The sequence below is a fragment of the Aquabacterium sp. genome (assembly GCF_049274795.1).
GTDB lineage: Bacteria > Pseudomonadota > Gammaproteobacteria > Burkholderiales > Burkholderiaceae_C > Aquabacterium.
The window spans coordinates 54132-67529 of the sequence record NZ_JBASTH010000073.1 but is presented as its reverse complement, the minus strand read 5'-3'; the positions used below and the strand labels follow the sequence as shown (position 1 = coordinate 67529).

Genomic DNA, 13398 nt, shown 5'->3' with positions numbered 1-13398 from the left:
TAAGCGAGAACACCGATGAGCACGAGCTTCCAGAACCTGCCGTCCCTGCTGAACAAGCCTGGCACGCAGTCCCAGGGCGCTGCCTCTGGTGTGGGCGGCGCGACCTTGGCCGATGTGCTGGGCAAAGGGCAGGGCAATGACAGCCAGACCTTTGCTAAGCTGATGTCGCAGTACCAGACGCCACAGGCCAGCGCGCAAGCCAGCCTGCCCATGGCAGCAGCGAACCAGCAGGCCAATCTGGCCGCCAACCAGGCCCTGCGTGCCAAGGCGGCAGTCCACAACACGACGCAGCTGCAGCCCAAGCCGCCCCAGTCCGCACCCAAGCCAGCGCAGAACGAATCGCAGGCTTCTGCTTCGCAGCAGGCCGCCAAGCAGGCGCAGAAGAACAACCAGGCCAAGACGGCCCAGGATCAGCGCGCCAAGGCCAAGCAGGCCGATGACACCGACAAGGCCGAGGCCCGCGTGGACAAGACCGGCAAGGCCGATAGAACGCAAGCCAAGGGTGATGCGAAGGAGCAGGGCGCCGACGAGGTCAAGTTCTCCACTGCGCAGGGGGAGGGTGCTGCCCAGGTGCGTGAACTGCAGCCCCCGGCGGGTGTGTCGTCCGACCCGGCCGCGATGATGGCCTGGCTGTCCACCCTGTCGCAGGGTGGTGAGGCCGCTCAGGGCCTCGATGCCGATGGTGCCTTGACGGATGGCGCCGCCACTGCCGCTGGCACTGCCCAGGCTCCCGATCTGCAAGGCGCCGCCGGTGGCAAGGGCGCGTCCCTGCCCACCGCGACTGCAGCGCTCACGACCCAACTGCTGGGCCAGCAATCCGGCAAGGTCGATCCCAAGGCCCTGGTGAGCGAAAGCCAGGGCGCCGTGGCGGCCTTGGCCGCTCAGGACAAGGCCTCGCCACTTGATTTCAACGCCTTGATGGCGCGCGAGATGTCTCGCCCGGCCGGCCCTTCGGGTGCGGTGGCCACCCACGCCAGCGCCACCCTGCCTACCCCGGTCGACAGCCCGGACTTCAAGCAGGCCCTGGCCGAGCGCGTGGGCATGTGGGTGGCGGGCACGCCGGCCAATGGCCAGATGACGGCCGAGCTGCGCCTGAACCCCGAAGACATGGGCCCTGTGCACATCCGCATCGTGATGGACGGCCAGAACGCCCAGGTGGATTTCGCTGCCGCTCACGCCGAGACACGCCAGGCCCTGGAAGCCAGCCTGCCGGCCCTGTCCTCCGCGCTGGAGGATGCCGGGCTCAGCCTGGCTGGCGGCGGCGTGTCCGACCAGAGCGCCAGCCAATCCTGGGCTCAGCAGCAACAAGGGCAGGGCGATGGCCAGGCGCGCAGCATGGCCTGGAGCGGCCGCGGCCTGGTCGCCGAGCAGGCGGGTGTGGACGCGCAGGCCTCCCTGCAGCCCGTTCCCCGTCCGGCGGCCCGCCCGGGCGGGCTGGATCTGTACGCCTGACCTGCGGGTCCTGGGTGTCCGGGGGAATCAACCGGCATTAAGGGCGGCTTATTCGCACATTGCAAAAAGCTCCGCCTCGAATAATCGAGGCACAGACTGAAACGGAGATTCATGCATGGCTGCCGCACCCGCCCCCGCCGCTGATGCCGCCCCCAAGGGCGGTGGCGCGAAGAAACTGATCATCATCATCGTGGCCCTGGTGGCTTTGGTGGTGGTCGGTGGTGGCGCCGCGGCCGTGCTGCTGATGAAGAAGAGTGCCCACGCCGAGGCCGGCGATGGCGACGAAGAGCACGATGCCGCTGCCGAGAAGGCCAAGCCCAAGGAGCACAAGGCTGCCGATGGCAAGCCGCCCACCTTCGTGCCGCTGGACCCTTTCACCGTCAACCTGGCCGACAAGGATGCGGACCGCTACGCGCAGGTCGGCATCAACCTGCAGGTGGACGACCCCAAGATGGCCGACGAGATCAAGAACTACATGCCGGCCATCCGCAACGGCATCTTGCTGATCCTGTCGCACAAGAGCAGCGAAGACCTGCTCAGCACCGAAGGCAAGCAGAAGCTGGCCGAAGAGATCCGCCGCGAGACCGCCCGCTCCATGGGCTACGAGGTGCCCGATCCTGACGAGGACGAAGGCGAGGGCGACGAAGACGCTCCCAAGAAGAAAAAGAAGAAGAAAAAGGCCGCCGAGCCCTACAACCCCATCGTGCATGTGCACTATTCCAACTTCATCGTGCAGTGACACGGCAGGCGCGCAGTAGAGTGAGTCGCCATGAACCAGCAAATCCTCTCGCAAGATGAAGTCGATGCCCTGCTGCAAGGCATCACGGGCGAAAGCCAGAAGCTGGAGCAAGATGATGCTCCAACCGAAGGCATCCGCGACTACAACCTGGCCAGCCAGGAGCGGATCGTTCGCGGGCGCATGCCCACGATGGAGATCATCAACGAGCGGTTTGCGCGCAACATCCGTATCGGTCTGTTCAACCTGATCCGCCGTTCGCCCGAAGTGTCGGTCGGTGGCATCAAGGTGCAGAAGTACAGCGCCTTCCTGCGCGAGATCGTCGTCCCCACCAACTTCAACATCATGGCCGTGCGCCCGCTGCGCGGCTCGGGCCTGGTGGTGTGCGACCCGACCCTGGTCTTCGCCGTGATCGACGCCCTGTTCGGCGGCGCCGGCAAGTTCCACACCCGCATCGAGGGCCGTGATTTTTCGGCCACCGAGCAGCGCATCATCCAGCGTTTGATCGAGGTCATCACGGCCGAGTACGCTCGCGCCTGGAAGGGCATCTACCCGGTCGAGCTGGATTACCAGCGCTCGGAGATGCAGCCCCAGTTCGCCAACATCGCCACGCCCAGTGAGATCGTGGTGTGCACCTCGTTCACGCTGGAGATCGGCGAGACCAGCGGCACCATCCACTTCTGCATCCCGTACTCCACGCTGGAGCCGATCCGCGACATCCTGTATTCGTCCATCCAGGGCGATTCGGCCGAGCCTGACCGCCGCTGGGTCAAGCTGCTTCAGCAGCAGATCCAGTCCGCCGAGGTCGAGGTGGTGGCCGAGCTGGCCAAGGCACCAGCCACCGTCGAACAACTGCTGTCCTTCAAGCCGGGCGACTTCATCGAGCTGGACCTCAACCAGCTGCTGGAAGCCAAGGTGGACGGCGTGCCCATCTTCGAGTGCTACTACGGCACCTCCAACGGCAAGTACGCCTTGAGGGTCGAGAAGCTGCTCACCAACAACACCGCCGGCATGGGCTGGCTGGGAGACAAGAATGTCTGATAGCGCCGCCGAATTTCCGCCCGATTCCAAAGGCGACGAGCAGGACGCGATGGCCGCGGAATGGGAAGCGGCGCTGGCTCAGCAGACGTCCAGCCCAGCCACCGAGGTGGCGGATCCGGCGCCTCAGGTGACGCCGGCCACCTTCGCGAATTTCTCGCCCGCGCCCTCCAACCCGGCGGGCAACGACCTGAACATGATCCTGGACATCCCCGTGCAGCTCACGGTGGAACTGGGCCGCACGCGCATCCCCATCAAGAACATCCTGCAACTGGCGCAGGGCTCGGTGGTGGAACTGGATGCGATGGCCGGTGAGCCCATGGACGTGCTGGTCAACGGCTTCCTGATCGCCCAGGGTGAAGTGGTGGTGGTCAACGACAAGTTCGGCATCCGCCTGACCGACATCGTGACGCCGTCCGAGCGCATGCGCCGCCTCAGCAAAGGCAACTGAACCTGAGGTAGATCCGATGCAATCGACGGCGTTGATGGTGTTCTGGCTGCTGATCGTGCTGGCGCTGATTCCGGTGTCGCTGTGGCTGCTCAAGCGCTCCGGCGTGGCCGGGCTGCAGGGCACGGGCAGTGCGGCCGTGCTGGCCCCCGTGGCGCAGATCAGCCTGGGCAATGGCCAGCGCGTGGTCACCGTGGAGGTGAACAGCGGCGAGCAGCGTACCTGGCTGGTGCTGGGCGTGACTGGTCAGCAGATCAACACCCTGCACACCATGGAAGCCCCTGCCGAGCGCCCTGATGGCGCGCAGGTGCGCCCAGTGCCGCCTTTCGCGCAGTTGCTGCGCCGCGTGACCGAACGCCAGCCGGGCAGCACGCCTGCCGGCCCGCAAGACCCCCGTGCCTGAAGGCGCGTGCGCCCCAGACACATTCCAGAGCCCCCCCATGTCGATATCGGCACCTCTGCGCTTGAACTCAAATCCCACGGCATGGCGGCGCTTCGGCCTGCTGCTGGCGCTGACCTTGCTGCCCGCTGCCGTCTGGGCCCAGGCCGGTGGCCAGATCACACCGGCGCCGGCCGGCGGCCTGCCGCTGCTGGTGGGGCAGGGCGCCTCGGGCAACAGCTACTCGGTGCCCATCCAGACGCTGCTGTTCTTCACGGCGCTCAGTTTTATGCCCGCCGCCGTGCTGATGATGACGGGCTTCACACGCATCGTGATCGTGCTGAGCCTGACCCGCCAGGCCCTGGGCGCGCAGACGGCGCCGCCCAACCAGGTCATCATCGGCCTGTCGCTGTTCCTGACCCTGTTCGTGATGGGCCCCACCATCGACAAGGTCTACACCGAGGCCTACCAGCCCTTCGCGGCCAACCAGATCAGCTTCAACGAGGCGCTGGACCGTGGTCAAGGCCCCTTCCGCGAGTTCATGGGCAAGCAGACGCGCCAATCCGATCTGCAGTTGTTCTCCAACCTCGCCAAGTACGAGGGCGAGATCACGCCGCAGGCCGTGCCTTTCCGCGTGCTGGTGCCGGCCTTCGTCACCAGCGAGCTCAAGTCGGCCTTCCAGATCGCCTTCCTCATCTTCATCCCCTTCCTGGTTATCGACATGGTGGTCGCCAGCGTGCTGATGAGCCTGGGCATGATGATGCTGTCGCCGGTGATGGTGGCCTTGCCCTTCAAGCTGATGCTCTTCGTGCTGGCCGATGGCTGGAACCTGCTGCTGGGTTCGCTGGCCGCCAGCTTCGCCACCTGATTCGCGTACATCCATGGATCCGCAACAAGTCCTCACCATCGGCCGCGATGGCCTGCTGACCCTGCTGATGGTCTGCGCCCCGATCCTGCTGGTCGTGCTGGGCGTGGGCCTGGTGATCAGCATCCTGCAGGCCGCCACGCAGATCCAGGAGCAGACCCTATCCTTCGTGCCTAAGCTGGTGGCTGCCTTTGCGATGATGGGGCTGGCCGGTCCCTGGATGGTCAGCACGCTGGTGGATTTCATCCGCACCACGCTGCAGTCCATCCCGGGCGTGGTGGGCTGACGCCGCAGCCATGGTCACCTTCAGCGAGGCTCAGGTCATGGCGTGGATATCGCCGTGGATCTGGCCGTTCTTCCGCGTGCTGGGCCTGTTCACGGCCGCGCCGGTGTTCTCGATGCGCACGGTGCCACGGCGCGTGCGCGTGGGCCTGGCGATCCTGATCGTGTTGTGCGCTCAGCCCTCGCTGCCCGAGATGCCGGTGATCCCGCTGGATTCGCCCATCGCGCTGATGGTGGTGATCCAGCAGTTGCTGATCGGCGTGACCATCGGCTTCGCGGCCCGTGTGATTTTCGCGGCCATCGAGTTCGCCGGTGAAATCATCGGCCTGCAGATGGGCCTGAACTTCGCAGCCTTCTTCGACCCGATGTCGGGCTCGCAGGCCACGGCAGTGAGCCGCTTCTACGGCACGATCGCCGCGTGGCTGTTCGTGGTGATGAACGGGCATCTGCTGCTGACCACGGCCGTGGTGGGCAGCTTCAATGTGTTCCCGATCGCGCCCGAGCCGCTGGCCTTTATCCGTACGCTGCAGCCGCAGGTGTGGGGGGCGGAGATCTTCAAGCTGGGGCTGTGGGTGTCGCTGCCCATCGTGGCCATGCTCACCCTGGTCAACATGGTGATGGGCCTGATCGCCCGCGTGGCGCCGCAGATGAACATCTTCTCGGTGGGCTTCCCGCTGACCATCGGCGTGGGCATCACCGGGCTGTGGCTGACCTTGCCGATGATGCAGGTGCCGTTCACGGCGGCGCTGGAGCGCATGCTGGGGTATTTCCAGTGATGCCGTTGAGGCGCCTGCCTTTTGATCGCCACAATGACAAACGGGCCCTTTGGGGCCCGTTTTGCTTGGCGCGCATCGGTCTGATGCCGGCGCTCTGACGATCAAGCCTGCGCGGGCTTGGCGCGCCGGCGAGCCGCCAGCCCCATAACAGCCATGCCAGCCGCCAGCAAAAGTGTGCTGCTGGGTTCAGGCACCGGCGAAGGGATGTTGAACTTGGCGATGTAGGCGCCACCACCGCCGAAGATGCCGCTGAGCACACCACCGGCAATGCCGGACACGGTGGCCGTGTAGCTGCCGGCCTGCAGGGTGTCGCTCCAGAACAGGGACTTGGCCGGGTCATAGCCAGCGGCCTTGAGCGTCAGGGCGTAGGCCGCGGTGGCGGGGTCGCCGTACAGGTCGATGCCCAGTTGGGCGGCCGTCTTGCCGGTGCCCACCAGGGTGTTGTTGCTGTCGTACAGCTTGAACTGCACGGCGTTGGTGCCCACCCACAGGGCCGACAGGTCGGCGGGTGTGAACGGGAACACCCAGATGTAGGCATCGGTGGTGCCCGCCACGCTGAAGTTGAAGGTGTCGAGGAAGTCGCCCACGCCGTGGATGATCGGCTCCGTCTTGTAGAAGGGGTCTGCCGTGGGCGTGGTCACCGTGTAGTCGGCGGCCAGTGCGCTGGCGCTCAAGGCCAGGGCGCCGACACCGGCCAGCAGGGGGCGCATGAGCTGAGGCAGGGGCATGGTGGTACTCCGAGTATTTGTTGGTACGACAAGGATGTAACTAACAACGTTAAATTAGCACATCCGTAAAAACCTGTAATCCCTGAGAAGCTGGGGGCATGTCCCTACAATCCCCGCCCATGGCCACGAAACCCCAGTCCGCCCCCAACGCCGGCTACGGCGAATCCTCCATCCGCGTCCTCAAGGGCCTGGAGCCCGTCAAGCAGCGCCCGGGCATGTACACCCGCACGGACAACCCGCTGCACATCATTCAGGAAGTGATCGACAACGCTGCCGACGAGGCCCTGGCCGGTTTCGGCAAGCGCATCGGCGTCACCTTGCACACCGACGGATCGATCAGCGTCGAAGACGAAGGCCGCGGCATTCCCTTCGGCATCCACCCCGAAGAGGGCGTGCCCGTGGTCGAGATCGTCTTCACCCGCCTGCACGCGGGCGGCAAGTTCGACAAGGGATCGGGCGGCGCGTACAGCTTCTCCGGCGGCCTGCACGGCGTGGGTGTGAGCGTGACCAACGCGCTGTCCACGCGCCTGCAGGTGACGGTGTGGCGTGACAAGCAGGTGGCGCAGTTGGCCTTCGGTGGCGGCGATGTGATCGAGCCTGTCAGCGTGCGCCCGGCCGCCAGCGGCGACCGCAAGAACGGCACGGCCGTGCGCGCCTGGCCCGACGCCAAGTATTTCGAGAGCGCCGAGCTGCCCAAGGGCGAGCTGGTGCACATGCTTCGCAGCAAGGCCGTGCTGATGCCGGGCGTGACCATCACGCTCACGCACGAAAAGACCAGTGAGACGCAGACCTGGCTCTACAAGGGCGGCCTGCGTGACTACCTGACCCAGACGCTCAACGCTGACCCGGTGATCCCGCTGTTCGAGGGCGAGCAGTACGCTAGCGGCAGCGAGACCGAGAACTTCGCCGAAGGCGAGGGCGCCGCCTGGTGCGTGGCCTTCACCGAAGAGGGCGCGCCCATGCGCGAGAGCTACGTCAACCTGATCCCCACGGTGGCCGGCGGCACCCATGAGTCGGGCCTGAAGGACGGCCTGTTCCAGGCGGTCAAGGGCTTCATCGAGATGCATGCGCTCAGCCCCAAGGGCGTCAAGCTGATGCCCGATGACGTGTTCAGCCGCGCCAGCTTCGTGCTGAGCGCCAAGGTGCTCGATCCGCAGTTCCAGGGCCAGACCAAGGAGCGCCTGAACAGCCGCGATGCGCTGCGCCTGGTCAGCACCTATGTGAAGCCATCGCTCGAACTCTGGCTCAACCAGCACGTGGACCACGGCAAGAAGCTGGCCGAGCTGGTGATCAAGCAGGCCCAGGCGCGCCAGCGTGCCGGCCAGAAGGTCGAGAAGAAGAAGGGCTCCGGCGTGGCCGTGCTGCCCGGTAAGCTGACTGATTGCGAAAGCCGCGACACCAGCCTGAACGAAGTCTTCCTTGTGGAGGGTGATTCGGCGGGCGGCAGCGCCAAGATGGGCCGCGACAAGGAGACGCAGGCCATTCTGCCGCTGCGCGGCAAGGTGCTCAACGCCTGGGAGGTCGAGCGCGATCTGCTGTTCAAGAACAACGAGATCCACGACATCTCGGTGGCCATCGGTGTGGACCCGCACGGCCCGAACGATTCACCGGACCTGTCCGGCCTGCGCTACGGCAAGGTCTGCATCCTGTCGGACGCCGACGTCGATGGTTCGCACATCCAGGTGCTGCTGCTCACGTTGTTCTTCCGACACTTCCCCAAGCTGATCGAGGCTGGCCACATCTACGTGGCACGCCCGCCGTTGTACCGCGTTGATGCCCCTGCGCGCGGCAGGAAGCCCGCCGCCAAGATTTACGCGCTGGACGATGGCGAACTGCATGCCATCCTGGACAAGCTGCGCAAGGAAGGCTGCCGCGAAGGCGCCTGGAGCATCGGCCGCTTCAAGGGCCTGGGCGAGATGAACGCCGAGCAGTTGTGGGACACCACGCTCAACCCCGAGACGCGCCGCCTGCTGCCGGTGGCCTATGGCGAGCCCGGCTTCGAATCGACCGAAGGCTCGTTCAACAAACTGATGGGCAAGGGCGAAGCGGCCGCGCGTCGTGAGCTGATGGAACTGCACGGCGACGCCGTCGAGATCGACATCTGAGCGAGCCTTTGCAGATGTACCGTGCCACGTAGGCCCCTGCCTACAGCACGGCGCGTGCTGCGCTGATGTCGGCTGTTGGGGGCGAGGCCTACAGTGGGTTCTCGTCCATCCAGGAGCCCATCATGATCCACAAGTCAGCCAGCGTGCATTGGGAAGGCAAGGGCAAGGCCGGTCAGGGTTTGATCTCGACCGAGACCGGCGCCTTGCAAGACCATCCTTACGGTTTCGGGTCACGCTTCGAGGACGACCGCAAAGGCAGCAACCCCGAAGAGTTGCTGGCCGCTGCCCATGCGTCGTGCTTCACGATGGCCTTCTCGTTCGCCTGCGCGGCCAAGGGCTTCGAGACCACGAAGGCAGACACGGTGGCCACCGTCCACCTGGACAAGGTGGGTGATGGCTACCGCATCGACCGCATCGACCTGGAACTGCGTGCGCAGGTGCCAGGGATGGATGCCCAGATCTTCCAGCAACTGGCGGTGCAGGCCAAGAACACCTGCCCCTTGTCACGTGCGCTGGCCTCGGTGCCCCGCATCACCCTGATCGCCAGCCTGCTGGCCGACGAAGAGGCGTGATTCAGTAGAAGTCGTAGCGCACCGTTGCGCCCACGGTGCGCGGCTCGCCGGCCGTGCCCACGTAGGTGCTGTTGCCCGCGCTGGTCAGGCCCAGGAAGTAGCGCTTGTCGAAGGCGTTCTTCACCCACAGCGACACATCCCAACTCGACTTCTCGCCCTGGGGGATGCGCCAACCTGCGCCCAGGTTGAACAGGCCGTAGGACGGGATCTTCGAGTAGATGAGGTTTTGATGTCGCCATAGCTGTCGTCACGCCAGGCATAGTTGGTCGTCACGCGCTGTTCGATGCCGCTGTCCAGGAAGTGGCGGTACTGGGCGCCCACGTTGAAGACCCACTTGGGTGCGCCGTTGACCTGGTTGCCCTTGAGGCTCTGTGAGCCACGGCCATAGGCCACGCCGTCGAACGCTTCGAAGCGTGCCGGGCCGGTGCCCGAGTCAAAGCGCGCCAGCGTGTAGGCGCCATTGAAGTTCAGCGTCAGATTGCTGGTGGCCCGGGCCTTGATGTCGAACTCGAAGCCCTTGCTGGTCACATCACCCACATTGGTCAGCACGCCCAGGTCGATGTTGTTGGCCTTTTCCGGATCGACCGTGATGGCCTGCGTGCCGAAGGCCGAACCGGCCGAGGCCACGCTTTCGTCCGTGCGCTTGAGTTCGCCCGAATCCCAGGCCCGGAAGACGGGCAGGGCCGAGAAGGGCGAGGCATTGGCCAGGTCGTTCTGGACCACGCGGCCCTTCTTGTCTTCCGTGGTGTAGCGCAGGCCGCCCGTCAGGTCGAACAGCGGCGTCACATGCCAAGTGGCCTGGCCACGGCCTGACACGACATTGTTGTTGGGATAGGAGCCGCGCCGATAGCGCAAGGATGCTGGGGCCGGTGGTGTAGCTGTTGTCGCTGCTGGTCTGCTGGTGGTAGTAGTAGCCACCGACCACGTAGTCATAGGCGCCGCCGGTAGCCGTCGTCATGCGTGTCGTAGGCGGACACGCGGAAGGCCACCGTGTCGCTGAGCGGGCCAGGTGTTTGAGCGGTTTGAGCTGCGTGGCCTGGGCCGGATCGACGTCGGGGTGGCGCCAGGCGCCGATGTGGTGGCCGACGCCCTGGAGGAAGGCCCCCAGGTGCATCTGACGGGGTGCTTGGGACATGTGGATCGCTGCGAAGATTTAAGTAAACGGTATCGTTCGCTTGCGATGGCGATCGCTACACACTGACACAACGAACTTTTGCTGATACCGATATCCGCGCTTTGAATATTCGAGCGTGGCCCATGTCGTGCCATTGGCCCCAGAACCCCTGCCACAAGAACCCACGATCACACCCCATGCCTGACGCCACGCCGTGAACCTGTGCATGCTGGGCCAGTACTACCTGCTGTGCGATGCCCGGGATGCGATCCCGCCGCCGCGCACGCGGGCGCGCATCGTCCGCTCGGCCGTGGACATGTTCGCTGGCGCCTACTTGGTGGATGGCAAGGGCGCTTGAACGGACGAAAAACGGTATGCGTGAGGGGCAGCGCTCACAGCAGGCAAAATACGCCAGCCCCGGAAAGGGCCCCCAGGCGGCATGGCCGCCGCCCCCCGTGGGGGTGAGGAAACTTGGGGCGGCCCGGCGTTTCCTCATGAGCCGACGATAAATGTCCGAACAAACCACGCTTGAATTCACCCAGCCGCCCAGCGATGGCGGCGACTCCCTGACGCTGTCCCACTACGCCGAGCGCGCCTACCTGGAGTACGCGCTAAGCGTGGTCAAGGGCCGCGCGCTGCCCGATGTGTGCGACGGCCAGAAGCCCGTGCAGCGCCGCATCCTGTATGCGATGGACCGCATGGGCTTGGGCTTCTCGGGCAATACCGGGGCCAAGCCGGTCAAGAGCGCCCGAGTGGTTGGCGATGTGCTCGGCAAGTACCACCCGCACGGTGACACGGCCGCCTACGACGCCATGGTACGCATGGCGCAGGATTTTGCGCTGCGCTACCCGCTGATCGACGGCCAGGGCAACTTCGGCAGCCGCGATGGCGATGGTGCTGCGGCCATGCGTTATACCGAGGCCCGCCTGGCCCCCATCGCCCGCCTGCTGCTCGACGAGATCGACATGGGCACGGTCGATTTCATCCCCAACTACGATGGTTCGTACGAAGAGCCGAAGCAGTTGCCCGCGCGCCTGCCGTTCGTGCTGCTCAATGGTGCCAGTGGCATCGCCGTGGGCCTGGCCACCGAGATCCCCAGCCACAACCTGCGCGAGGTGGCCGCAGCCGCCGTGGCGCTGATCAAGAACGACAAGCTGCCCGACGAAGAGCTGTACAGCCTGGTCCAGGGCCCCGATTTCCCGGGCGGCGGCCAGATCATCTCCAGCCCGCAAGATATTCAAGATGCCTACTGCACCGGCCGCGGCAGCCTGAAGGTGCGTGCCCGCTGGAAGATCGAGGATCTGGCCCGTGGCCAGTGGCAACTGGTGGTGACCGAACTGCCGCATGGCACCAGCAGCCAGAAGGTGCTCGAAGAGATCGAGGAGCTGACCAACCCCAAGATCAAGACGGGCAAGAAGGCCCTCACGGCCGACCAGACGCAGCTTAAGACCACGATGCTGTCCGTGCTCGACACGGTGCGCGACGAATCCAGCAAGGACGCCGCCGTGCGCCTGGTGTTCGAGCCCAAGACGCGCACCATCAGCCAGCAGGAACTGATCACCACCTTGCTGGCCCACACCAGCCTGGAAAGCTCGGCCTCGGTCAACATGACCATGGTCGGCGCCGACGGCAAGCCCACGCAGAAGGGCCTGCGCCAGATCCTGCTGGAGTGGACGGGCTTCCGCCTGGAGACGGTCACTCGGCGCACGCGTCACCGCCTGGACCAGGTGCTCGACCGCATCCACATCCTTGAAGGCCGGCAGTTGGTGCTGCTCAACATCGACGAGGTGATCCGCATCATCCGCGAAAGTGACGAGCCCAAGGCCGCGCTGATCGAGCGATTCAAGCTGAGTGATCGCCAGGCCGACGACATCCTCGACATCCGCCTGCGCCAACTGGCCCGCCTGGAGGCGATCAAGATCGAGCAGCAACTGGCCGAGCTGCGCACCGAGCAGGGTAAGCTCGAAGAGATTCTGAACAGTCCGGCCGCGCTCAAGCGCACCGTGGTGAAAGAGATCGAGCTTGACGCCAAGCAGTACGGTGACGAGCGTCGCACTCTGATCCAGGCCGAGAAGCGCGCCGTGGCCGAGGTGAAGGTGATCGACGAGCCCGTGACGGTGGTGATCAGCCTCAAGGGCTGGGTGCGCGCGCGCACTGGCCATGGCCATGACCCGGCCAGCTTCGCCTTCAAGGCGGGCGATGGCCTGTACGGTACGTTCGAATGCCGCACCGTCGATCCGATGATCGTGGTGGGCAGCAACGGCCGCGTCTACAGCGTGCCCGTGAGCAGCCTGCCCGGCGCGCGTGGCGATGGCCAGCCCATCACCACGATGATCGAACTCGAATCCGGCACGCAGCCGCTGCACTACCTGGCCGGCAACCCCGAGCAGGTGCTGCTGCTGGCCAACACGGCAGGCTTCGGCCTGCTGGCCAAGCTGGGCGATCTGGTCACGCGCCAGAAGGGAGGCAAGGGCTTCCTCACGCTGGATGAAGGCTGCATCGTGCTGGCCCCTGTGCTGGTGCAGGCCAAGGACACCCAGGTGGCTTGCCTCTCGCAGGATGGGCGCCTGCTGGTGTTCGGTCTGGACGAGCTCAAGCTGCAGTCCAATGGCGGCCGGGGCCTCACCCTGATGGAGGTCGATCAGGCCAAGTCACCGCTGGTGTCCGTGGCCACGGTGCACAACGGCGTGCGCGTGATCGGTTCCGGCCGAGGCGGCAAGCCCAAGGAAGAAGATGTGCGCAACAGCGCCTACACCGGCCACATCGGCAAGCGCGCCCGCAAGGGCAAGGCGGTCGATGGGCTGCAGAAGGTGATGCGCGTGGTGCCGATCTCCGGCTGATTTTGGCGCGGCCCGCCGGTGCCCGCATCTTGTTCTCCCTGGATCTAGGGGGCCAGTTGGGGT

At 65.5% G+C, this 13398-nt stretch carries 15 protein-coding genes; 12 read left to right on the top strand and 3 right to left on the bottom strand.

Annotated elements, in window-relative coordinates:
• Positions 1–15: 15 nt before the first annotated feature.
• The 8 genes from WAQ08_RS11275 to fliR all read left to right on the top strand — a co-directional run bounded on the left by WAQ08_RS11275 (position 16) and on the right by fliR (position 5976).
• Positions 16–1452 (top strand): flagellar hook-length control protein FliK, encoded by a 1437-nt coding sequence (locus tag WAQ08_RS11275; protein WP_422191672.1) that lies wholly within the window; start codon positions 16–18, stop codon positions 1450–1452.
• Positions 1453–1567: 115 nt separating this feature from the next.
• Complete coding sequence (locus WAQ08_RS11270) at positions 1568–2191, top strand: flagellar basal body-associated FliL family protein (protein WP_422191671.1); 624 nt, start codon at positions 1568–1570, stop codon at positions 2189–2191.
• A gap of 30 nt (positions 2192–2221) precedes the next feature.
• Positions 2222–3229, top strand: coding sequence for a flagellar motor switch protein FliM (fliM, locus tag WAQ08_RS11265; protein WP_422191670.1), 1008 nt, complete (start codon positions 2222–2224; stop codon positions 3227–3229).
• Positions 3222–3677 carry a flagellar motor switch protein FliN gene (gene fliN, locus WAQ08_RS11260; protein ID WP_422191669.1) on the top strand — a complete coding sequence of 152 codons (456 nt, stop codon included), beginning with the start codon at positions 3222–3224 and terminating at the stop codon, positions 3675–3677. The genes fliM and fliN overlap by 8 nt, the downstream gene beginning before the upstream one ends.
• A 16-nt stretch (positions 3678–3693) precedes the next feature.
• The gene (locus WAQ08_RS11255) at positions 3694–4077 is read left to right on the top strand and encodes a FliO/MopB family protein (RefSeq protein ID WP_422191668.1); all 384 of its coding nucleotides are present in this window, start codon (positions 3694–3696) and stop codon (positions 4075–4077) included.
• A 37-nt stretch (positions 4078–4114) separates the two neighbouring features.
• The gene (gene fliP / locus WAQ08_RS11250; RefSeq protein WP_422191667.1) at positions 4115–4921 is read left to right on the top strand and encodes a flagellar type III secretion system pore protein FliP; all 807 of its coding nucleotides are present in this window, start codon (positions 4115–4117) and stop codon (positions 4919–4921) included.
• A gap of 13 nt (positions 4922–4934) precedes the next feature.
• Positions 4935–5204 (top strand): flagellar biosynthesis protein FliQ, encoded by a 270-nt coding sequence (gene fliQ, locus WAQ08_RS11245; RefSeq protein ID WP_422191666.1) that lies wholly within the window; start codon positions 4935–4937, stop codon positions 5202–5204.
• Positions 5205–5214: 10 nt separating this feature from the next.
• Positions 5215–5976 (top strand): flagellar biosynthetic protein FliR, encoded by a 762-nt coding sequence (gene fliR, locus WAQ08_RS11240; RefSeq protein WP_422191665.1) that lies wholly within the window; start codon positions 5215–5217, stop codon positions 5974–5976.
• 101 nt (positions 5977–6077) lie between these two features.
• Here fliR and WAQ08_RS11235 read toward each other — a convergent pair whose 3' ends face one another.
• Positions 6078–6704 (bottom strand): FxDxF family PEP-CTERM protein, encoded by a 627-nt coding sequence (locus WAQ08_RS11235; protein WP_422191664.1) that lies wholly within the window; start codon positions 6702–6704, stop codon positions 6078–6080.
• Positions 6705–6823: 119 nt separating this feature from the next.
• On the opposite strand from WAQ08_RS11235, the gene WAQ08_RS11230 reads away from it, so the two are divergent.
• Both WAQ08_RS11230 and WAQ08_RS11225 read left to right on the top strand, forming a co-directional pair.
• Positions 6824–8809, top strand: a complete 1986-nt coding sequence (locus WAQ08_RS11230; protein ID WP_422191663.1) for a DNA topoisomerase IV subunit B — start codon at positions 6824–6826, stop codon at positions 8807–8809.
• Between the two features lie 122 nt (positions 8810–8931).
• On the top strand, positions 8932–9381 hold the full coding sequence (locus WAQ08_RS11225) for an OsmC family protein (RefSeq protein ID WP_422191662.1): 450 nt from the start codon (positions 8932–8934) through the stop codon (positions 9379–9381).
• A 1-nt stretch (position 9382) separates the two neighbouring features.
• Here the strand turns inward: WAQ08_RS11225 and WAQ08_RS11220 are convergent, their stop codons facing one another.
• Positions 9383–9505 (bottom strand): hypothetical protein, encoded by a 123-nt coding sequence (locus WAQ08_RS11220; RefSeq protein ID WP_422191661.1) that lies wholly within the window; start codon positions 9503–9505, stop codon positions 9383–9385.
• Complete coding sequence (locus WAQ08_RS11215) at positions 9502–10197, bottom strand: TonB-dependent receptor domain-containing protein (protein ID WP_422191660.1); 696 nt, start codon at positions 10195–10197, stop codon at positions 9502–9504. Before WAQ08_RS11215 ends, WAQ08_RS11220 begins: the two co-directional genes overlap by 4 nt.
• Positions 10198–10709: 512 nt before the next feature.
• Here WAQ08_RS11215 and WAQ08_RS11210 point away from each other — a divergent pair.
• A complete protein-coding gene (locus WAQ08_RS11210; protein WP_422191659.1) occupies positions 10710–10853 on the top strand; it encodes a hypothetical protein in 144 nt (47 codons plus the stop codon).
• Between the two features lie 151 nt (positions 10854–11004).
• Positions 11005–13335, top strand: coding sequence for a DNA topoisomerase IV subunit A (parC, locus tag WAQ08_RS11205; RefSeq protein WP_422191658.1), 2331 nt, complete (start codon positions 11005–11007; stop codon positions 13333–13335).
• The last annotated feature ends 63 nt before the right edge of the window (positions 13336–13398 follow it).

Bases quoted from the DNA above. Each gene is read 5' to 3' on its own strand.
- WAQ08_RS11275 (WP_422191672.1), top strand. From the start codon at position 16: ATGAGCACGAGCTTCCAGAACCTGCCGTCCCTGCTGAACAAGCCTGGC.
- WAQ08_RS11270 (WP_422191671.1), top strand. From the start codon at position 1,568: ATGGCTGCCGCACCCGCCCCCGCCGCTGATGCCGCCCCCAAGGGCGGT.
- fliM (WP_422191670.1), top strand. From the start codon at position 2,222: ATGAACCAGCAAATCCTCTCGCAAGATGAAGTCGATGCCCTGCTGCAA.
- fliN (WP_422191669.1), top strand. From the start codon at position 3,222: ATGTCTGATAGCGCCGCCGAATTTCCGCCCGATTCCAAAGGCGACGAG.
- WAQ08_RS11255 (WP_422191668.1), top strand. From the start codon at position 3,694: ATGCAATCGACGGCGTTGATGGTGTTCTGGCTGCTGATCGTGCTGGCG.
- fliP (WP_422191667.1), top strand. From the start codon at position 4,115: ATGTCGATATCGGCACCTCTGCGCTTGAACTCAAATCCCACGGCATGG.
- fliQ (WP_422191666.1), top strand. From the start codon at position 4,935: ATGGATCCGCAACAAGTCCTCACCATCGGCCGCGATGGCCTGCTGACC.
- fliR (WP_422191665.1), top strand. From the start codon at position 5,215: ATGGTCACCTTCAGCGAGGCTCAGGTCATGGCGTGGATATCGCCGTGG.
- WAQ08_RS11235 (WP_422191664.1), bottom strand. From the start codon at position 6,704: ATGCCCCTGCCTCAGCTCATGCGCCCCCTGCTGGCCGGTGTCGGCGCC.
- WAQ08_RS11230 (WP_422191663.1), top strand. From the start codon at position 6,824: ATGGCCACGAAACCCCAGTCCGCCCCCAACGCCGGCTACGGCGAATCC.
- WAQ08_RS11225 (WP_422191662.1), top strand. From the start codon at position 8,932: ATGATCCACAAGTCAGCCAGCGTGCATTGGGAAGGCAAGGGCAAGGCC.
- parC (WP_422191658.1), top strand. From the start codon at position 11,005: ATGTCCGAACAAACCACGCTTGAATTCACCCAGCCGCCCAGCGATGGC.